The sequence below is a fragment of the Mucilaginibacter terrenus genome, from assembly GCF_003432065.1.
GTDB classification, from domain to species: domain Bacteria; phylum Bacteroidota; class Bacteroidia; order Sphingobacteriales; family Sphingobacteriaceae; genus Mucilaginibacter; species Mucilaginibacter terrenus.
Window position 1 is genome coordinate 410,215 of sequence record NZ_QWDE01000001.1, and the last position, 20,061, is coordinate 430,275.

Annotated in this window: 17 protein-coding genes; 8 read left to right on the plus strand and 9 right to left on the minus strand. The window is 44.3% G+C overall.

From position 1 onward, the window contains the following. Nucleotides 1-69: 69 nt before the first annotated feature. Both DYU05_RS01760 and DYU05_RS01765 read right to left on the minus strand, forming a co-directional pair. The gene (locus DYU05_RS01760; protein ID WP_117381267.1) at nt 70-768 is read right to left on the minus strand and encodes a response regulator transcription factor; all 699 of its coding nucleotides are present in this window, start codon (nt 766-768) and stop codon (nt 70-72) included. Further along, nucleotides 761-2,392, minus strand: coding sequence for a sensor histidine kinase (locus DYU05_RS01765; protein ID WP_165851976.1), 1,632 nt, complete (start codon nt 2,390-2,392; stop codon nt 761-763). Before DYU05_RS01765 ends, DYU05_RS01760 begins: the two co-directional genes overlap by 8 nt. Before the next feature lie 224 nt (nt 2,393-2,616). On the opposite strand from DYU05_RS01765, the gene DYU05_RS01770 reads away from it, so the two are divergent. Continuing rightward, on the plus strand, nt 2,617-3,273 hold the full coding sequence (locus DYU05_RS01770) for an NAD(P)-dependent oxidoreductase (RefSeq protein WP_205771764.1): 657 nt from the start codon (nt 2,617-2,619) through the stop codon (nt 3,271-3,273). 62 nt (nt 3,274-3,335) lie between these two features. Here the strand turns inward: DYU05_RS01770 and DYU05_RS01775 are convergent, their stop codons facing one another. The 6 genes from DYU05_RS01775 to DYU05_RS01800 all read right to left on the minus strand — a co-directional run bounded on the left by DYU05_RS01775 (nt 3,336) and on the right by DYU05_RS01800 (nt 8,635). After that, nucleotides 3,336-4,772: a Glu/Leu/Phe/Val family dehydrogenase gene (locus DYU05_RS01775; protein WP_117381269.1), complete on the minus strand. Its 1,437-nt coding sequence runs from the start codon at nt 4,770-4,772 to the stop codon at nt 3,336-3,338. A 152-nt stretch (nt 4,773-4,924) separates the two neighbouring features. Then, nucleotides 4,925-5,134, minus strand: a complete 210-nt coding sequence (locus DYU05_RS01780; protein ID WP_117381270.1) for a CcmD family protein — start codon at nt 5,132-5,134, stop codon at nt 4,925-4,927. A 1-nt stretch (nt 5,135) separates the two neighbouring features. Continuing rightward, entirely contained in the window at nt 5,136-5,813 is a 678-nt protein-coding gene (locus DYU05_RS01785) for a cytochrome c biogenesis protein (RefSeq protein ID WP_117381271.1), read from the minus strand. A gap of 146 nt (nt 5,814-5,959) precedes the next feature. Next, the gene (gene accC, locus DYU05_RS01790; RefSeq protein WP_117381272.1) at nt 5,960-7,438 is read right to left on the minus strand and encodes an acetyl-CoA carboxylase biotin carboxylase subunit; all 1,479 of its coding nucleotides are present in this window, start codon (nt 7,436-7,438) and stop codon (nt 5,960-5,962) included. A gap of 104 nt (nt 7,439-7,542) precedes the next feature. After that, a complete protein-coding gene (locus DYU05_RS01795) occupies nt 7,543-8,022 on the minus strand; it encodes an NADH-quinone oxidoreductase subunit B (RefSeq protein WP_117381273.1) in 480 nt (159 codons plus the stop codon). Continuing rightward, nucleotides 8,012-8,635 (minus strand): NADH-quinone oxidoreductase subunit A, encoded by a 624-nt coding sequence (locus DYU05_RS01800; RefSeq protein WP_117381274.1) that lies wholly within the window; start codon nt 8,633-8,635, stop codon nt 8,012-8,014. Before DYU05_RS01800 ends, DYU05_RS01795 begins: the two co-directional genes overlap by 11 nt. Between DYU05_RS01800 and DYU05_RS01805 the strand changes: the two genes are divergently transcribed. The 4 genes from DYU05_RS01805 to DYU05_RS01820 all read left to right on the plus strand — a co-directional run bounded on the left by DYU05_RS01805 (nt 8,634) and on the right by DYU05_RS01820 (nt 12,438). Next, nucleotides 8,634-9,848, plus strand: a complete 1,215-nt coding sequence (locus tag DYU05_RS01805; protein WP_117381275.1) for a BaiN/RdsA family NAD(P)/FAD-dependent oxidoreductase — start codon at nt 8,634-8,636, stop codon at nt 9,846-9,848. The two genes, DYU05_RS01800 and DYU05_RS01805, sit on opposite strands and share 2 nt — an antisense overlap. Nucleotides 9,849-9,967: 119 nt before the next feature. After that, nucleotides 9,968-10,810 carry an SDR family oxidoreductase gene (locus DYU05_RS01810; protein ID WP_117381276.1) on the plus strand — a complete coding sequence of 281 codons (843 nt, stop codon included), beginning with the start codon at nt 9,968-9,970 and terminating at the stop codon, nt 10,808-10,810. Between the two features lie 97 nt (nt 10,811-10,907). Continuing rightward, on the plus strand, nt 10,908-11,429 hold the full coding sequence (locus DYU05_RS01815; protein ID WP_117381277.1) for a c-type cytochrome: 522 nt from the start codon (nt 10,908-10,910) through the stop codon (nt 11,427-11,429). A gap of 106 nt (nt 11,430-11,535) precedes the next feature. After that, entirely contained in the window at nt 11,536-12,438 is a 903-nt protein-coding gene (locus tag DYU05_RS01820; protein WP_205771766.1) for a Nif3-like dinuclear metal center hexameric protein, read from the plus strand. Nucleotides 12,439-12,627: 189 nt separating this feature from the next. Here the strand turns inward: DYU05_RS01820 and DYU05_RS01825 are convergent, their stop codons facing one another. Beyond that, the gene (locus DYU05_RS01825; RefSeq protein ID WP_117381278.1) at nt 12,628-13,356 is read right to left on the minus strand and encodes a GntR family transcriptional regulator; all 729 of its coding nucleotides are present in this window, start codon (nt 13,354-13,356) and stop codon (nt 12,628-12,630) included. 271 nt (nt 13,357-13,627) lie between these two features. On the opposite strand from DYU05_RS01825, the gene DYU05_RS01830 reads away from it, so the two are divergent. The 3 genes from DYU05_RS01830 to DYU05_RS01840 are packed head-to-tail and all read left to right on the plus strand — an operon-like array spanning nt 13,628 to nt 20,058. Then, entirely contained in the window at nt 13,628-15,433 is a 1,806-nt protein-coding gene (locus tag DYU05_RS01830) for a class I mannose-6-phosphate isomerase (RefSeq protein WP_235853935.1), read from the plus strand. A 5-nt stretch (nt 15,434-15,438) separates the two neighbouring features. After that, nucleotides 15,439-16,863: a sugar porter family MFS transporter gene (locus tag DYU05_RS01835; RefSeq protein ID WP_117381279.1), complete on the plus strand. Its 1,425-nt coding sequence runs from the start codon at nt 15,439-15,441 to the stop codon at nt 16,861-16,863. Between the two features lie 45 nt (nt 16,864-16,908). Then, entirely contained in the window at nt 16,909-20,058 is a 3,150-nt protein-coding gene (locus tag DYU05_RS01840; RefSeq protein WP_117381280.1) for a SusC/RagA family TonB-linked outer membrane protein, read from the plus strand. The last annotated feature ends 3 nt before the right edge of the window (nt 20,059-20,061 follow it).

Sequence of the window (20,061 nt, forward strand, 5' to 3'; positions counted from 1 at the left end):
AAATCTACGACTATTTCGTAATTAGCCAAATTATTTAACACTTTTTAACTAATTTTTTAGGAGAAGGAATTACCACACCAACTTATATCCAACACCGCGGATGTTGATGATCTGGATATCAGGGTCCACCTGCAGGTGCCGGCGCAGCTTGGTGATGAAAACATCCAGGCTGCGGGCGTTAAAAAAGCTATTGTCACCCCATATCTCGTTCAGCAATTTAGAGCGGGGGATAACCTGGTGCTGCTCTTTACAAAGCAAGGCCAGTATATCACTTTCTCTGGCGGTAAGCTGCCACGTGCTGATACCAAACTGCAAGCTGTTGCGGGCAGGGTTAAAGCTGATGTTGCCTAACTGATAGTTTTGGCTTATTGGTTTCGATGCAGGAGTGGCCCTCAGCAGCCGACCTTCGCTTAGTAATACTTTTATTCTTACAATAAGTTCTTCTACACTAAAAGGCTTTTTCAAATAATCATTTGCGCCTAGTTCAAAGCCGGCTACTACGTCTTTCGGCTGAGAACGTGCGGTGAGGAAGATAATGGGTGTGCGTTTATCCGTTTCGCGGATCCGGCGGGCCACTTCAAATCCGTCTATCCTGGGCATCATTACATCAAGCGCCAAAATATCGGGAGGAGACTCCCGATATTTCTGTAGCGCCTGTTCGCCGTTGCTGCAAAGTGTTACCGCAAACCCAGAATGCTCAAGGCTTTCGCGGACGATGTGCGACAGCGATAATTCGTCCTCAGCAAGAAGTACCTGTATCTTATCCATGTTTGAGGGGGATGGTAACTGTGAATTGGCTTCCTTTGTTTAACTCGCTTTTAACGCTGATGTGGCCGCCATGTGCTTCAACTATATACTTTACATAGCTTAGTCCTAATCCGGTGCCTTTAACGTTATGTACACTGCCTGACGGCACACGATGAAACTTATCAAATATTCGGTTCAGGTGGCCTGCGGGTATACCGCTGCCGTTGTCACGCACGGTAAAAACGGCGTAAGTATCTTCTTTTCTTAAACTGATGCTGATGATGACAGGCTCGGTGGAGTATTTAATTGCATTATCTATCAGATTGAACATCACATTCCTGAAATGCACCCGGTCGGCCGGTATCTCCTTTATGCTATCAACATTGGTGTAACTGATTTCTATTTGCTTGTCTGTTTTTTGCCTTTCTTCTTCAATCAGTTGCGTTATAAGCTCATCTACAGCGATAAACTCTTTATTTATGGTAACCTGTTTGTTTTCAAAGGCAGCCACGTTAAGCACTTTGCTTACGAGCTGATCCAGCCTTTGCAGTTCATTACGTGATGTTTGCAGATATCGTCGCGTCTTATCAGGATCGTTCAGGCCGTCAAACTTCTGCAAACCTTCAAGGGCAACGGTGATGGTTGCGATGGGAGTTTTTAGTTCATGGGTCATGTTGTTAACAAAGTCATCTTTGAGTTGCGATAGTTTCCGTTGTTTAATAAGGGTACGGATAATGTACCACAGGCAAATAATGGTGAAAACGATGATTATTCCGGAAGCGCCCAATGCCAGTATCATCTCTTTCAGCACGCCTACGTGTGCCCGGTCGAACACGGCCCTGACGAATAACTGTTCTTTGGTGGTATGCTGCAGGAACAAAAAGCCGTGGTATTTATAAATGAACTCGTCGGTCTCGCTGTAGCGTAGTTGTTTTAAATGGTGCGGGTCAAACTCGTCGGCCGGAATGGGCTTATCAGAAAACTTTAGGCTAAAATCTGCATAGCGGTGCATTTTATGCAGCTCTTGGTCATAATAGTGATAAAGTCTTATGCTATCTGCTTTGCGGTAGTTTGGCGGCATAGCAAAGGTGCCGCTTTGAATTATCTTGTTATGTACCATAACACTATCACGCGGTTCGTTGCTATGAGCCTTTAAAAAGGCCGTAAGTTCCCTGCTATGAGATGAGATGTCTTCAAAACTAAGCGACATATTTATCATATCTAATAACTGCGGTACATAAAACGACATTTCGGTTACTACCTCAGGCACTGTTGCTTTATGCGCTATCTTTTTCCGATACCAGTCAAACGTCGGTAAAGTCGTTTGGAAGGGCTGGCTCATACTCATGTATTTATTAGCGATACTTATAGATAGTAAAGGGTGAATAGTGTCCTGGTTGCGAATAGTATCCAGCTTTATTTTGGTGCCCGGATCGGAAAGCCGCTTCACCAGTACCACCCGTATTGAATCGAAGTAGTCCTTTTTGCAGCTATCCAGCGCACGCAGCATGGCCACGTTAATGTCGCCATCGAACTTTTCTTTATTGAGTTTATAAGCGCTAAAGCTCCAGTAAGCTTGCAGCGCTATAATGCCGGTAAGTAATAAGGTTGTTAAGAACAGAACAAAGGTTAGTTTCTTTTTCATTTTATAGTTGCTTAAGGTAAAAGTAATTCTCTCAATAGCAACCATGCGTGTTCGTTAACATACGTTAACATTAAATAAGGAATGTTAATTATGTGGAAGACTTTTCGCAACCTTTTTGTACATTTATGCTATTAGGGTCTCTTTCTAAATAAAACAATTTTATCTGCAAGCCTCGCTTGCAGTACCTTGACCAATTGGTCGAACAGATCTTCTATGTTTTATTTATGCAAAGAGCTATTATGCAAAATACACCTATCGCCATCATCGGCGGAACCGGAAAAGCCGGTAAATACATTGTTAAGCAATTACTGCAACATCAATATCAAATCAAATTCCTGCACCGTGATCCATCAAGCGTCCCGATAAACAATCCATTAATTGAATTTGTAACAGGCGATGCAAGAAACCCGAAAGCGATCGCAGAACTACTAAGTGGGTGCGGCGTAGTAATTAGTGCTGTAGGGCAGCCTGCGGGAGAGCCGCCTATATTCAGCCAGACTACACAAATCATTTTGGATGCCATGCAGGAACTCGGCGTTAGCAGGTATATTTCCCTCACTGGCTTAAACGTTGATACACCATTTGATACTAAAAGTGCAAAAACAAAATTTGGTACGGATTGGATGTACCAGAACTATCCGAAAACAACAGCCGACAAACAGGTGGAGTACGACGTGTTAAGTGCAAGAAATGTAGATTGGACCTTAATACGCTTACCAATGATCCAGCAAACAGATGAACTACCGGAGGTAATAACCAGTTTGGAAGACTGTCCAGGAGATTTCATTAGTGCGTCTTCACTCGGCAAATGGATCGTCGATCAACTCGGTAGCAGTTCGTTTAGCAAAAAAGCACCCTTTTTGGCAAACACCGGCTCATAATAACAAAAAAGGTTGGAGCATTGAGCTCCAACCTTTTTTGTTATTATGTCGTAACAACGCGATCACGGCCAAACACCAAGGTTCATGTATGATACCGCTATTTTGTTGATAGCGCCTACCATGGCTGCGTTACGCAGGGTCTCTACCTTAGGGTTATTTTTGTATATCTCGCGGATCTCGTGGTAAGAACGGATCATGGTATCTTCTAAACCCGAATTTACCAGTTCCAGTTCCGACGCACCTTTAATAATAGTAGATCGCTGGATAGGGGTAAGGGCAACACCAGTGATACCTTCCACCATGTTAACTAGGTTGAGGTTCGAGTTCTCTTCAAAACGACGGTTAATACGGCCAAACGCAACATGCGAAAGGTTTTTTAACCACTCGAAATAAGAAACGGTAACACCACCAGCGTTGGCATACATATCCGGGATGATCATGCCACCGTTTTGGTAAAATATAGCTTCTGCCTCAGGTGAGGTTGGCCCGTTAGCACCTTCAGCAATAATTTTTGCTTTGATGTTACGGATGTTCTCAACAGTTATCTGGTTTTCCAGAGCGGCAGGTACTAATATATCGCAAGGCTGTTCCAGGCCGTCCATGGTATTTTTAAATTCCTGTTTAGCGCCTGCATATCCTAAAACAGAGCCGGTAGCCTTACGGTGCTGGAACAATGCTTCAACATCCAGTCCGTCTTCGTTGTATACAGCGCCCTCAAACTCACAAATACCGACTATAAGCGCGCCAAATTCTGAAAGGAACTTAGCCGAGTAGTAGCCTACATTACCAAGTCCCTGTACGATAACTTTCTTTCCACTAAGGCCACTGGTCAGGCCTATTTTCTGCATGTCTTCGGCTACGCCAACACATTCGCGTACGGCAATTGCCACACCACGGCCGGTAGCTTCGCGACGGCCTGCAATACCGTGCAACGCAATTGGCTTGCCTGTTACAGCGCCAAGCGCGTCCAGTTGGCCTGGATTCATTGTTGCGTAAGTATCGGCAATCCAGCTCATTTCACGCTCGCCCGAACCATAATCAGGTGCAGGTACGTCTATGCTGGGGCCAATAAAGTTTTTCTTGATCAACTCTACGGTGTAACGGCGGGTGATATTCTCCAACTCGCCAACGGTATAGTTCTTAGGGTTTATTTTAATGCCGCCTTTAGCTCCGCCGAACGGTACGTTAACAATAGCACACTTGTAGGTCATGAGCGCGGCAAGGGCCATTACTTCATCCTCGTTAACCATTTCGCTATAACGGATACCGCCCTTGGTTGGCGACTGGTGGTGAGAGTGCTCTACACGCCAGGCGTCTATCACTTCAAAACCATTGCCTTTACGTATAGGGAAACGGAAACGGTAAACACTGTTGCATGATTTGATCTGATCGAGCAAACCGGCATCGTGCTTGGTAAATTGTGCTGCATGATCAAAGTTTTTACACACATCACCAAAGAAGTGTGTATCCTGATTTGCAGTAGGATTGTTAATGTTCATAATTTAGTATTGGGTAAATAATTATATCCTCAAAAAAGTGCTCAAAGTTGATGCTTTTTTTGCCAATAATGCAAATTTTAAGGAGTAGAAATCTGTTTAAAGTGTAAAGTTGAACAAGTACGTGGTTTAAACAGATAATAAGCGGTATTGGTTTAATCTTCCTTCTCTATTTTTGTCAGGCGGCGGTCAATGCTGAACAGGTAAATGGCCAGCCCTACAAACACAATAGCTATGGTGGTTACCACAACATATATTTTACCCGAGCCGCGCAGCACATCGGCCATCTCAACATTGTGTGCGACCTGGGCGTAAACGCCGCTAAAGCAAAGCAGCATAATGGCTAAAACAACAAGCTTCTTCATGTTAATCTATAGTGTTCTTTTTGTATTCTATTAAACGGATGCGGTAACGTATAGTTGCTATCCACAAACTAAGCAGGCTCCAGCCAATAAAAGCCGGATAAAGTACAACGCGCATCTGGCTGTCCAGGTCATACTTGTTAAAGCCGGGGTTGCCTCCGCTGCCGCCAGGGTGCAGCGAGTCGGTCATGCGTGGCAGCACAAACAACAACACAATCATGATAGGGAAGGCGAAGATGTTGTAAATGGCTGATATCTTAGCGCGCTTTTGCTCCTCATCTATAGAGTTGCGCAGCACCAGGTACGCACAGTATAGTAAAAACGCAATGGCAGCGCTGTTTTGCTTAGGGTCGTTGCTCCAGAACTCGCCCCAGGTATACTTTGCCCAAAGCATGCCGGTAAGCAGGCCCAGCCCGTAAAAGATCATTCCGGTATTAACACATTCTACAGCAGCAAGATCATGCTCTTCTTTCCCGGTTCGCAGGTAAAGTATGCTAAAGAATACCGATATAACAAATACCGTTAGCATAGCCATCCACATAGGTACGTGGAAGTAAAGGTTACGAATAGTCTCGTGCAAAATGTCCAGCCGCGGCACTCTGAGTAGCAGGCCGGCAATCAGCGTATAAAATACCAGCACAACAGCCAGTACTTTCCACCAGGTTTGGTAAATAAACTTCATGTTACAGTGCGGCAAAGGTAGTAATAACTTTATTGTTGGCAGGCAGCAATGCAATTATTGCTATAGTTGTACCAGCGCATTTTCTATGTTGTGATTATTACCCTTTTTTGCAAGAAAGCTTAATATGTTTGCAGTTGAACCGCCACTTAATTTCTCCTGTTTTTTACCCAGTTAGATACCGGCGCCACAGCCGTTTGGCTGATGTTAGCGACGGGTGCCTGCATTAGCTTATCCATTATCAATGCGGCAATCAGCGCTTCCTCTTCGTTGTCATTCTGCAGCAGTTCGGGAGTAAAATGCTTTTCTACAAAATGTGTGTCGAAATTCCCGCTGGTGAAAGCCTCATGCTGCATTACAAATTTGCCAAAAGCAAGAGTAGTAGGTATGCCGGTGATGCGATATTCGTCAATAGCGCGGACCATACGGGTAATAGCTTCTTCGCGGTCTTTCCCGTAAGTGATCAGCTTTGCAATCATCGGGTCATAGTAAATAGGTATTTCCATGCCCTGCTCATAGCAGTCGTCTACGCGTACGCCCGGGCCCTTTGGTGTTTCATATACCTGTAGTGTGCCCGTGCCCGGCAAAAAGTTATTGCCCGGGTCTTCGGCGTAAACACGCAGTTCCATGGCATGGCCGCTTATCTTAAGGTCCTCCTGGGTAAAGCTTAACGCTTCGCCGCGCGCCACGTTTATTTGTTCCTTTACCAGGTCAATGCCGGTTATGAGCTCGGTAACTGGGTGCTCTACCTGCAGGCGTGTGTTCATCTCCAGGAAATAAAAATTAAGCTGTTCATCCATAATAAACTCCACAGTACCGGCACCAGTATAGTTTACCGATCGCGCGACATTTACGGCGCACCTGCCCATTTCTTCGCGAATGGCAGGGGTGAGGATGGCCGAGGGCGCTTCCTCCACCACCTTTTGATGACGGCGCTGCACGGAGCAATCCCGCTCAAAAAGGTAAACGATATTGCCATGAGTGTCGCCCATTACCTGTATCTCTATATGTCGCGGGGAGGAAACATACCGTTCTATAAATACCGATCCGTCACCAAAGGCCGAAGTAGCTTCGGACACGGCAAGGTTCATCTGCTCTTCAAAAACATCTGCATTGTTCACTATGCGCATGCCCTTGCCACCGCCGCCCGCCGCTGCTTTAATTAATATAGGAAAGCCAACTTCTGTTGCGCGCTGTTTGGCTTCAGCAATATCGGTTATGGCCTCTTCGGTACCGGGCACCATTGGTATGTTATACTTTAAGGCTGCTGCTTTGGCAGAGAGCTTATTACCCATTACTTCCATCGCTTCAGGAGAAGGGCCTATCAACGTTAATCCTGCTTCTCTTACGGCGCGTGCAAATGCAGCGTTCTCGCTTAAAAAACCGTAGCCAGGGTGTATAGCTTCTGCGCCGGTGACTTTACAGGCATCAATTATTTTCTCGCCAACAAGGTAAGATTGGTTGGATGGCGCTTCGCCAATGTAAACCGCTTCGTCTGCATAGCGTACATGTAGGGCATTTCGGTCGGCAGCTGAGTATACCGCAACCGTTTTGATACCCATTTCGCGCGCAGAGCGCATTACCCTAAGGGCTATCTCACCGCGATTAGCAACCAGAATTTTTTGCATAGAAACAAATGTAATTATTCTGGCGAAAGGGCAAAATTATATGAAGACGTAATTATATGATTTTCGTAACAGGTGTGAAAACATCAAAGAAAAAGCAGCGATCACTATCCTACCAGGCTTTCGGTCTCAATCTTCTTTTGTAATTCCAGTATAGCTCCAATAAGTGCTTCGGGACGGGGCGGACAACCTTGTACATAAACATCTACAGGTATCACGCGGTCTACGCCTTTTACCACGTGGTAACCGTGTTGCCAATACGGGCCGCCGCAGTTAGAACATGACCCCATAGAGATAACGTATTTGGGGTCGGGCATTTGCTCGTACAAGCGTTTGATGCGTTCGGCCATTTTGAAGGTGACCGTACCCGATATAATGATCACATCCGATTGGCGCGCAGAAGGGCGGGGGAACACGCCAAAGCGGTCCAGGTCATAGGTAGAAGCCATACTGCCCATCATTTCTATAGCGCAGCAGGCAATGCCAAAGCTAAGCGGCCACAGCGATGAGAGCCTTGCCCAGTTAAGCAGGTCGTTCATTTTGGTGACCACAATGCCACCGCTTTCATTAGTCAGATTAGGCGTCATTACCGGGTTTTTTAAAGTTGGGTTTAAACATTGGTTTGCGCGCAGGCGCATCTCCTGTAGCTGCAGCAGTAGGCTTATCAACAACCGTAGCAACCACAGGTTCTGCAATATTCGCAGCAAATGTGCGGAGCTTGTAGCTGCTTTGCTCCAGGTTAAGTTTTTCGTATAAAGATACGGGTACGTTGGTGTCGGTTCTTGGGATGGCCTGGGTTGGTTTAATCCAGTCGAGGTCGCCTTTCACCCAAACATAGGCAAGGCCAAGTATCAGTATACCCAAAAATACAAACATCTCTATAAGGGATACCCATCCCCAGCGTGAATCGGCTGCAATAATTTGCTTATCAGCAAAAACTGTAGCCCACGGGAAAACGAACACCATCTCCACATCAAACAACAGGAACACCAGGGCCACTACATAAAAGCGGGAGTTGAAGGGTATCCATGCGTCGCCAACGGGGTCTTCACCACATTCGTAGGAGGTAAGTTTTTCGGTGTTAGGGTTGCGGGGAGCCAAAAGGCGGTTCACAAAAAACAGCAGGCCTATGAAAATAGCGCCCGTAATTAAAAAGATCAAAGTCTTTCCAAATTCTGATATTTGCGAAACATCATTCATGACGGCAAATTTAACAAAACAAACCCACTTTGATGCGATAATTATAGGCGCCGGTGCGTGCGGACTCATGTGCGCAGTGCAAGCGGGCTTTTTAGGCAAAAGTGTATTAATACTCGAAAAGAACGATCGTGCAGGTGCCAAGATCCTTATAAGCGGGGGCGGGCGCTGCAACTATACTAACCTGCATACCTCTTATAAACAGTTCCTTTCTCAAAACGAACATTTTTGCCGGTCGGCATTGGCACAATGGACCGTAGAAGACTCTATAAGTTTCTTTGAGGCGTACGGGATTGAAGGTAAGGAGAAAACACTAGGACAACTGTTCCCGGTAAGTGATAAGGCCAGGGATGTTGTAAATGTATTTACATCCCTTTGCACCGATTTTGGCCAGGAGATATGGTACAATACAGAGGTAGTCAAACTGGAGCAGCAGGATGGAGGCTTTAGCATTAGCTATAAACAATACGATACCGAGGAGAATATTTTTGCGGCCAAAGTGGTAGTTGCGTCGGGCGGCTTACCTATACAGAAACTGGGCGCTACGGATCTGGGCATGCGTATTGCGCGTAGTTTCGGGATGAAAGTTACTGCCACTTCACCCGCACTGGTACCGCTTACCATTACCGGTAAAGACCAGCCCTGGTACGAGAAACTTTCTGGCAATAGCATTTTTAGCCGTGTATGGAACGACCGCGCCAGCTTTGAGGAAAATATACTTTTTACCCACTGGGGATTAAGTGGGCCTGCAATACTGCAGATATCCTCTTACTGGAAACCCGGCGAACACATCTTTATAGACCTGCTGCCCGGCCAGAACATTGCAGACCTGATTGCTGCGGAACGTGTACAGAATGGTAAAAAAATGCTGCTGGCGTACCTTTCAGGGTTGTTTACGCGCAAATTTGCCGAAGCACTCAGCGATTACCTGCCCGCAGAGAAGAACCTGGCTTCCCTCACCAACGCCGAACTGGATGCTCTAGAAATGTTGATACATGAGTTTAAGGTAAAACCGGCCGGCACCAAAGGTTACGACAAAGCCGAAGTAATGACCGGCGGCGTAGATACCAACGAGCTATCCTCCAAAACCCTCGAAAGTAAGAAAGTACAGGGCTTATTCTTTGGTGGTGAGTGTGTTGATGTTACTGGCTGGCTGGGTGGTTATAACTTCCAGTGGGCTTGGGCCAGCGGCTTTGTTATAGCGCAGAATTTGTAAGCGTTACTAGTAACCATTTTGTCAATCAGGCAGTAGATATCTGAAATATAGTAGCTCTGATTTGCTGTACATTTATAAAATGTTAGATTTGAGTCACCAGATCTTAAACTATCAATATTATGGCCTTTACTACCACAGTAATTACCGGGGGCACATCCGGAATAGGTAAAGAGACAGCTTTGGCCCTCGCCAAAAAAGGACACGCCGTTTACCTGCTGGTGCGTAATATGGAAAAAGGTGAGCAAGTAAGGCAGCAGATTATAACCCATAGTAAGAACAACAGTGTATACATAGTGCATTGTGACCTTTCCGACATGGAAAGCGTACGTACCGCGGCAGACACCCTCCGCAATAGCTTGATGGCTATAAACGTACTGATCAATAATGCAGGCGGTATCTTCGCGCAAAAGGAAATAACTAAGGATGGTTTGGAGATGACTTTTGCTGTAAATCATCTGGGTCACTTCCTGCTCACCAATGCGCTCATGACGCAGTTGGAACGCGGACAGGCGCGTATCATTAACGTAAGCAGCGAAGGCCATCGCCTGGGCAAGCCCCGCTTTAACGACATTAATTGGGAACACACGCCATATTCGGCCATGAAAGCATACGGAATGGCAAAGCTGTTTAACATCTACTTCACACGGTCATTGGCTACTAAATTCGGCCCAAAGGGAATATCTTCATTTGCATTGCACCCTGGCGTGGTAAGCACGGAGTTTGGGGCTGGACTTACCGGGTTTAACAAAACGCTGATGTGGCTGGCGAGTCCGTTTATGATAACGGCTGAAGAAGGTGCCAAAACTACTATATACCTGGCTACAGCGCAACGGATAGATGCTAAAAGCGGCAAATACTTCAAAAAGCAGGAAGTTGCAGCAACATCTGCTACTGCTGCAGATGAAAAGGCGCGCCAAACTTTATGGGAGTTAAGCACAGAAATGATAGAACCGTTTAGTTAGCAGTGTAACATTTTCGTGTTGGAACACCATTAATTTGACTTTTCTGTTACAAATTAAAAACATTGTTTATTTTAGTAGCTCAATACGCCCCTCATTTATGACGATCAACAAAAAATTATTAGCTACCGCCGGCCTGTTGTCTGCAGTAGTGTTTATGGCCATGTCGCCGGCTAAACAACAGCAGCAGGAAGAAAAGCCGAAATTTACTAACCTGAAGGTGCTTCCTAAAGATATAAGCGACAAACAACTTCACGATATTATGGAAGAGTGGGAGCATGCCCTGGGCGCACGCTGCAGCTTTTGCCATGTACGTAATGAGGAAACGAAGAAAATGGACTGGGCCAATGATGCCAAGCCAGAAAAAGAGATGGCGCGTCATATGTTTAAAATGACTGCTGCTATCAATAAAAAATATTTTGAGGCTAAAAAGGACAGCACAGGCATGATGGCCGAAACCGGTATCAACTGCAATACCTGTCACCGCGGTAACTCTCACCCGGAGGTGGTAAAAGCATCAGCTAACCGCGGCCCACGCCCCGGCGGTCCGGGCGGCCCTGCTCCTGCAGGCGGGCAAGTTGGTACACCCGCAACTCCGCCGCCAAGTGGTGGCCAAAAATAAAACTATTAAGCTGCTCTTAACAAGCAGCTTTTTTTATGCCAATACGAGGATAATGCACCATCACTCCGCAATTATTCATAGCTTTAATTCATCTAGATCAATAACAATGAACCGCAGGAAATTTGTAAACAATACGCTCACGGCAGCAGGGGGGCTGGCCATTGCAGGGGTTACATCATCCTTTGCATCTGATAGAAATGCGCACTTTAAGGCACAAAGTGCCAAAACCGTACAGCAGATTATAGATATGGTGTTAAAAGCAGGTAACTTAAAGCCTATCCCGAACACTGTTGACACCCTAAAAAGCGGCAGCCCGGAGATGGTAGTGAATGGCATTGTAACCACCATGTTTGCTACCACAGCTGTTATAGAACAGGCAGTAAAGCTAGGCGCCAACTTTATTATTGCGCACGAACCAACCTTTTTTAATCATGTCGACAATAAGGAAATGGTTCCGAACAACCCGGTGGTAAAACAAAAAGCCGAGCTGCTCGCGAGGCACAACATAGCCGTTTGGCGCTGTCACGACTACATTCACAGCATTAAGCCGGATGTTGTTGGCTACGGTTTCCTGAAAAAGACCAACTGGCTGCAATACTATAAACCAACTGATAAATACACCATTACTCTGCCTGATGCAACCTTGCAGCAAATGGTGCAGCATTTAAAGCAGACATTGAATATACCGCACTTGCGCGTGGTAGGCGATCTTAACCAACAGTGCCGCCGCGTCACCCTTATCCCGGGAGCCGCCGGAGGACTGATGCAAATGACCGCTGCGGTAGCTGATCAGCCGGATGTGTTGGTGGTGGGCGAAGTGTCTGAATGGGAAACTGCCGAATACTTCCGCGACGGTAACCTGCAGGGCCGTAAAATGGCGCTTATTGTACTGGGGCACTCTTACAGCGAAGAACCAGGTATGGAGTATTTTGTAGAATGGCTGCAACCTAAGCTGCCTGGCATAAAGATAACGCACATAGCATCCGGAGAACCGTTTAAATGGGTGTGATAAAGTTTTTACGGTACTTGTCGACGTATTAGCGCGATGTTCAAGATGATTTCGGTTTACCAGTGTAAAATATCACTGAATAATTAGCACATATATATATAGCTAGCTCAACAACAATCGACTTCTATTTTAAACGCTTTGCATTGAAAGTAATCCACATTGTTCCACCTTCAACATTGAGGATTACTTCTACCGCCTGCTTTCTACAGTATAAACAAAGCTGTCAGCTTTATAATATCCTAAATTATATTCAAGCGGGCGCTCGCCTTGGTCAAAAACAAACCTCTTGCGGAAAAGCACCGGGGAGCCTTTAGCAATCCTTAATTTAGCGGCAATTTCATCTTCGGCTGCGTGGGCGCTTATCTCCTCTTTGGATAGGGTGGCCGTGGTGGAATAATCCATTTCAAGCAGTTCATATAAAGGTCGTTTGAAGTCTTCATCTCCGGTAAGGCCGATGCGTGGGTGAAAGTATGAGATAAAGTAAACAAATGGTTCGTCGGTTTTGCCACGTACACGTTCCATTTTCAAAACCTTCCTGTCTGTTTTAATCTCAAAAAAATTGGCCAGTATTTCATCGGGATACACCCAGGTAACATGCAGCTCAAAGTTTTTTATGGTAATGCCCCGCAGTTTCATTTCCTGCGAAAAGCTAAGCCAATTATTAGATTTTGAACTTACTGTGGCCTGGTTTACTTTGGTTCCTGTACGCTTTTTTCTTATCAGCAAACCTTCGTACACCAGCTTGTTTATAGCCTGGCGGAGTGTAGTGCGCGATATTGCCAACATCTTAGCTAGCTCAACCTCATTTGGTAAAAGCTTGCCATTCTGAAAGTCATCCTCAGCAATTAGTTTTCTTAGGAGTTCTTCAGCCTGTATATGTAAGGGGATGGGGCTCTTATGATCTATGGTGTATTTCATGACAGGTATGCTACTGCAATGATAATAATTTTCAATTTGTTGTGCCCATTGTACATACATATTAAGCATACACCTAAGCAATAAATGCTTAGGTGTATGCTTAACACCAAGGAAAAATTTATACCGAAATAATTTTGAATTTATTAATTTGTTCATATGTTTGTACATAACCAATATAAATAAACAAGCATTTTGTAATTATTATCAACTAAAATACCGCTTTAGGTCTTTTTATTTGATTTATAATATGTACATACATTACTACAAATAAATGAATATCGATACCACTATTAAAACATATCCAGAAACTAACATGCAGTTGCGAAAAACATCACAATTCTTAATGCCCGATAAGATTGGCGATGCCCTGAAAGTTGAAGGAGATTATAACATTTATCCAACTGCATCACTTGGTGCAGGCAAAATCTATAATGGCTTTGATTCCCTTGCTGAGTATATCATCAATAAAAAAACAGTTGTAATAGATGGTTACGGTGGTGTGTTTTGGGACAAGATACAAGCAAACCTTCAGGATTGCTTTGACGATGTCGGTTTGAAAGTAAACTGGATAAGAACTAGCGAGCTATTGAAACCTGCTGATGTGATAACATCAATGGTAAAACCCTTTTTAGGCGAACATGAATCTGTGTGGGGTACTAAAACAAATTTACAATTATCGGATCTGTTTGAAAATGCGCTAACATCCCAAAGTGCAAATAATGATAGTGACCTGAACATTATAATTGGGACTGGTGCCGCCTTGTCAGGCTGGGAAGCTCCGGTTATCTACATCGATCTGCCGAAGAACGAGATCCAGTTCAGGATGCGTGCGGGCAGCATTACAAATCTTGGTGCTGCGGAAAATCACGAGCCTTTCCAGATGTACAAACGTTTCTACTTTGTGGACTGGGTGATGCTCAATGAGCATAAAAAAAATATCCTGAACAAAATTGCGGTTGTTGCAGATGCCCAGTGGCCGGACAGCATCAACTGGATGTACAGAACTGAACTGACTAAAGCACTTGATAATTTAAGCACATCTGTACTGCGTGTTCGTCCCTGGTTTGAGCCGGGTGCTTGGGGCGGCCAATGGATGAAGAGGCACATCAAAAACTTGAATACCGATGTGGTGAACCTCGCGTGGTCGTTTGAGTTGATAGTACCTGAAAATGGTTTAGTTTTTGAAAGTGATGGTAATCTGCTGGAGGTGTCGTTCGACACGCTAATGTTCAGCAACAACAAAAATATTCTTGGCAAACACGCAGAACGTTTTGGTGATGAATTCCCAATCCGCTTTGACTTTTTGGATACTTATGAGGGTGGTAACCTTTCAATTCAGTGCCACCCTAAACTGAAATATATACGGGAAAACTTTGGCGAAAACATTACGCAGGATGAAACCTACTATATATTAGATTGTGAGGATAGCGCTCGGGTATACCTTGGTTTTCAGGAAAGCATTGATCCTGCCGATTTCCGTTCGGCGTTAGAGCAAAGTCAGCAAACCGGCGAGGCGTTAGAAATAGAGCAGTATGTGCAATCGCACCCTGCAAACAAGCACAATCTTTTTCTAATACCAAACAGCACTGTGCATAGCGCCGGTGCCGGTAACCTGGTGTTGGAGATAAGTGCTACTCCCTACATTTTCACCTTTAAAATGTACGATTGGGTACGGCTTGATCTCGACGGAAATCCGCGCCCGATAAATATAGATCACGCCTTTAATAATCTTGATTTTAACCGCAAAGGTGAACAGGTTCACCGTGAACTGATATCAAAACCCCAGGTTATTGATCAAACGGCCGATTATCAGTTGGTACATGTACCAACACACGCCGAACACTTTTATGATGTGCACCGCTTAGAATTTGATAACACCGTAACAGTGGAGACTAACAACGTGTGCCACGTATTAATGCTGGTTGAAGGGAAAGCAATATCCATACAAACCGCCAATGGCATTAAACATGATTTTGCTTATGCTGAAACCTTCGTTATTCCTGCAGCAGCCGGATCTTACACCATTACCAACCTGGGTAAAGGCAGAGCTAAAGTTGTAAAAGCATTTTTAAAATAAGCACCATGATCGACACGATAAACTATACTGGTGCCAAAAAAAGCACCACATACCTGTACCTCGTTTGCCTTGTGGCTGCTCTTGGCGGATTCTTATTTGGGTTTGATACTGCCGTAATATCAGGCACCGTGAGCCTGGTTAAAAAGGATTTTAGCCTTACTGCCGTAAGTGAAGGCTGGTTTGTAAGCTGTGCCTTATTAGGTTGTATAATAGGGGTAAGCTTTTCCGGCAAGTTAAGTGATAAGTATGGGCGCAAAATAGTGCTGATCCTGTCAGCGGTGTTGTTCCTGGCATCAGCGTTGGGTTGCATGCTTACTAATTCGTTTACCGAGTTAATCATCTTTCGCCTGATAGGTGGCTTAGGCATAGGCGTAGCATCAATGGTGTCGCCACTATACATATCAGAATTTTCTCCATCTAGATACCGTGGTATGATGGTGTCGCTTTATCAATTGGCTTTAACAATTGGGATTGTGCTGGCTTATTTTTCTAATGCTTATCTAGCTAATCACGTAAATGATAGCTACTCATTGGGGTTACTGCAAAACATTTTCTCAGCTGAGGTATGGCGCGCAATGCTGGGCTTGGGGGCTTTGCCTGCAGCAATATTTCTACTTTCATTATTTATGGTGCCAGAGTCACCAAGGTGGCTTTTGTTAAAAGGAGAGGAGCAAAAGGCACGAACTATACTGATCAAAATAGATGGAGAGGCCGCTGCAGCAAATGAGATCAAAGCTTTTAAAGACCAGGACGATGCGGACAATACATCCCTTAAAGAGCTATTTAAACCTGTTTACCGCAAAGCGTTATGGATTGGTTTACTGCTGCCCTTTTTATCCCAGGTTTGCGGTATAAACGCAGTGATTTACTACGGTCCGCGCATTTTAGAACAAGCCGGTTTTACGCTCAACAATGCCTTAGGTGGTCAGGTGACAATTGGGCTTGTAAACGTAGTATTTACCTTTGTTGCAATTTTCACCATAGATAAATGGGGCCGTAAACCGCTGCTTTATGCAGGTGTTGGCGGCGCGGTACTATCGCTTCTTATCATAGGGGCTCTATTTGCGCTGGGTGTTACCTCCGGCCCCTGGATACTCATTTTCATTCTGGCTTTTATCGCCTGCTTTGCGTTCTCATTCGGCCCGGTTTGCTGGGTAGTTGTTGGCGAAATATTTCCCAACGCGGTGCGTGGTAAAGCCATGGCACTTGCAACGTTATCCTTGTGGATAGGCAACTTTTTAGTTGGCCAGTTAACGCCGGTTATGCTGGAAAGCCTGGGTTCATCGTGGACTTTTTGGCTTTTTGCCCTTTGCTGCTCACCGGCATTGTGGATCACCTGGAAGTTAATTCCCGAAACCAAGGGGCGCTCCCTGGAAAACATAGAGCGTTACTGGAAAGAAGACTATCACCTTAATAGACCTAAATTATAACAAGCCATTATAAACCAAACCATTATAAATTATCAGTCTGTAATTATGAGATCAAAACTATTACAAAAACTTAAAAAGCTTAAATGGCTTTACAGCAAACCTATTGTAGCAGGTATGCTGGGCATTGCCGCCTTTAACAGCGCTGCTTATGCCGTGGGTACAAAACCACAATTCTACACAAAAAAGGTTGTTGATATAACCGTAACTGGTAGGGTATTTGACGAAACCAATCAGCCCTTACCCGGTGTTAATGTAAGTATTGCCGGCACCACCATTGGCACCATAACTGATGTAAACGGCCGCTACACACTTAACATACCTGATGCTTACGCAAGCAGGAGCATAAGCTTCTCGTTCATCGGTTATATCAAACAGGATATTGCTATTTCGGGTAAAACAGAAATCAATGTAAACTTAAAAACGAATAGCACTAGCCTTAATGAGGTTGTGGTTGTAGGTTACGGCACCCAAAAACGCATCAACGTTACAGGTGCGGTAAGTACCATTAGCTCTAAAAGCATCGAGAATAAACCTGTGCTGAATACTTATCAAGCATTACAAGGCGAATCTCCAAACTTGATTATACAACAGACAAACCTAAACCCTGGCAGCGATGTAACTGTAAACATACGTGGCATAAACAGTTTAGGTGATAATACCCCACTTGTGGTTGTTGATGGAATTATTGGTGGGAACTTAAACACCATTAACCCTAATGATATAGCAAGTGTATCGGTGCTAAAAGATGCCGGGTCTGCCGCCATTTATGGCTCACGCGCTGCTAATGGTGTAATTTTAGTGACTACAAAGGCAGGAAGGTTTAACGCTAAGCCGACAGTCAGCTATAATGGCAACTACGGATTACAGGATGCGCAAGTTTTGGTGCACAAAGTGGATGCGTGGGATAACGCATATTACAAAAACCAATCGCTTATAAACTCCGGTTTACCAGCAGCTTATACCCCCGACCAAATTCAGGCTTTAAAAGATGCGGGAAATGGTACATGGGACATTGAACATTTGCTTAAAAAAGCACCGTTGCAATCACATAATTTAAGTATCACCGGCGGTGGCGAAACCAACTCATATTACATTTCTGCAGGTTATCAGAATCAAGGAAGCAACCTTATTGGTAATGGCGGTTCGGGTGCAGACTTTGGATATCAAAAGTATAACCTGAGGTTGAACCAAACGTCTGTAATAGGCAGGTTCAGGTCCAATATCATTTTGAATTATACCAAAACTCGTAACAAAACAAACAGCGTTGGTGACAATAACATTTTTGCAGATGCTAACCGCGTGCCACATAACTACAATTGGCTTGACGAGAATGGCAACTATTTAACTAATCCGGTTGCTTCTCAATACAACGAGTATGGTGTGCTTGAAAAAGGCGGATATAACCAGGCTGATAACGATGAGGTATTCGGCTCTTTTACCGGGCAGTTAAGTATCACTAAAGATCTAAAACTTACAGGTCAGTTTGGTGGTACTATCCAAAATAATGGCACTTTTTTCCGCCGTACCCAAGTTGATTACTTACCGGCTGGTGTATATGGCAATGATTTAACTGTATTGGATGGTAATAGCAAATCGTTTTTGACAGACACCAAGGTGTACGCAGAATACAGCAAAAAGATAAGTGACCATACCTTCAAAATACAAGCTGGTGTAGAGAGCGAAACATACAATCAACGTGGCTTTCAACTGCAAAAGACGCTTACTGATCCTTTATTAGGTACGCCTACTACAGGTACTATAGTTGATACACAGAACTCAAGCAACAGTATTGGAGTTAATTCAACTAGTTTACTGTCGGTAATTGGTCGTCTTAATTACTCTTATAAGGATAAGTTTTTATTGGAGGCCCTATTTCGTAATGATGCGTCATCAAAATTTGCAAAGGGCAACAGGGCAAGTTTTTTTCCATCGGTAAGTGCAGGCTGGATAATCAGCAAAGAATCCTTTATGGAATCTCTTAAAAATACTGTAAGTACTTTAAAATTACGAGCTTCATACGGCACAGTAGGTAATCAAAACGTTCGCAATTATCAATATCAAACAACTTATTTTAACTATCCAAATGCTTACGGCTTTGGTAACAATATAGTTGGTGGTGCAGGTACAAACATCGCTAACCGTGACATTGGATGGGAAAAGTCTGCCAAACTGAACATTGGCGTTGATGCAGGATTATTTGATGACAGGCTGGTGGCTACATTAGATTATTTCAACTCTACCACCAGTAATATTTTAGCGGCAAGAGCAGATGTGCCATTCGTATATGGTGCAGCTTCGCCTGATTATAACGTTGCTAAAGTTCGTAACAATGGATGGGAAGCTTCATTAACTTATAATTTAAGAGGTAAAGAAGTTAGCCAAAGCTTTAGCGTAAACATTGCTGATAACAAAAATAAACTGTTGAAATTAACCGGAAGTGCTACGGAGACAATTTACAATCAGGACGTTTTTCAATTGATCAGGCGGGTTGGAGAACCCATTACGCAGTACTACGGTTATGAAACAAACGGTTTCTTCCAAAATCAGCAGGATATTGATAACTCGCCGAAACTTGCAGGTAATAACGTACAGCCTGGCGATTTGAAGTTTAAAGACCGCAACAGCGATGGCATTATTGATGAAAAAGATAAAACCGTTCTAGGTAATCCATTCCCGCGCTACACATTTGGTTTCACTTATCGTGTTGCTTATAAAGGTTTCGATCTATCATTCTTTATACAGGGTGTAGGCAAACGTGATGCGTTCCTGCGCGGCGAACTGGTGGAGCCATTTCACTATGGTTATGGCGCTACAGTTTACGAACATCAAACAGATATCTGGTCGCCAACCAACCCGAATGCCCGTTATCCAATATTGGCTAACATTGGTTCTCCGTCAAATACAAATAATTGGCGTACAGGATCTGATCTGTACAAATATGATGCAGCTTACGCAAGGTTGAAAAACGTAAACATAGGCTACAATTTCAGCAACAGTGTTACCAAGAAGTTAGGCATACAGCGTTTAAGGGTATCACTTATTGGCCAAAACCTGGCCACACTGAGCAAATTAAAGTTTATCGATCCGGAAACGTCTGAGTTTGGTAACAACCTTAACCCTGGTTCAGCTTCTAACAGTGCAAGGCAATACCCGCTGCCTGTGTTTTACGGTGCCGGCCTTGACATTTCATTCTAAAGA

Bases quoted from the DNA above. Each gene is read 5' to 3' on its own strand.
- DYU05_RS01760 (WP_117381267.1), bottom strand. From the start codon at position 768: ATGGATAAGATACAGGTACTTCTTGCTGAGGACGAATTATCGCTGTCG.
- DYU05_RS01765 (WP_165851976.1), bottom strand. From the start codon at position 2,392: ATGAAAAAGAAACTAACCTTTGTTCTGTTCTTAACAACCTTATTACTT.
- DYU05_RS01770 (WP_205771764.1), top strand. From the start codon at position 2,617: ATGCAAAGAGCTATTATGCAAAATACACCTATCGCCATCATCGGCGGA.
- DYU05_RS01775 (WP_117381269.1), bottom strand. From the start codon at position 4,772: ATGAACATTAACAATCCTACTGCAAATCAGGATACACACTTCTTTGGT.
- DYU05_RS01780 (WP_117381270.1), bottom strand. From the start codon at position 5,134: ATGAAGAAGCTTGTTGTTTTAGCCATTATGCTGCTTTGCTTTAGCGGC.
- DYU05_RS01785 (WP_117381271.1), bottom strand. From the start codon at position 5,813: ATGAAGTTTATTTACCAAACCTGGTGGAAAGTACTGGCTGTTGTGCTG.
- accC (WP_117381272.1), bottom strand. From the start codon at position 7,438: ATGCAAAAAATTCTGGTTGCTAATCGCGGTGAGATAGCCCTTAGGGTA.
- DYU05_RS01795 (WP_117381273.1), bottom strand. From the start codon at position 8,022: ATGACGCCTAATCTGACTAATGAAAGCGGTGGCATTGTGGTCACCAAA.
- DYU05_RS01805 (WP_117381275.1), top strand. From the start codon at position 8,634: ATGACGGCAAATTTAACAAAACAAACCCACTTTGATGCGATAATTATA.
- DYU05_RS01800 (WP_117381274.1), bottom strand. From the start codon at position 8,635: ATGAATGATGTTTCGCAAATATCAGAATTTGGAAAGACTTTGATCTTT.
- DYU05_RS01810 (WP_117381276.1), top strand. From the start codon at position 9,968: ATGGCCTTTACTACCACAGTAATTACCGGGGGCACATCCGGAATAGGT.
- DYU05_RS01815 (WP_117381277.1), top strand. From the start codon at position 10,908: ATGACGATCAACAAAAAATTATTAGCTACCGCCGGCCTGTTGTCTGCA.
- DYU05_RS01820 (WP_205771766.1), top strand. From the start codon at position 11,536: ATGAACCGCAGGAAATTTGTAAACAATACGCTCACGGCAGCAGGGGGG.
- DYU05_RS01825 (WP_117381278.1), bottom strand. From the start codon at position 13,356: ATGAAATACACCATAGATCATAAGAGCCCCATCCCCTTACATATACAG.
- DYU05_RS01830 (WP_235853935.1), top strand. From the start codon at position 13,628: ATGAATATCGATACCACTATTAAAACATATCCAGAAACTAACATGCAG.
- DYU05_RS01835 (WP_117381279.1), top strand. From the start codon at position 15,439: ATGATCGACACGATAAACTATACTGGTGCCAAAAAAAGCACCACATAC.
- DYU05_RS01840 (WP_117381280.1), top strand. From the start codon at position 16,909: ATGAGATCAAAACTATTACAAAAACTTAAAAAGCTTAAATGGCTTTAC.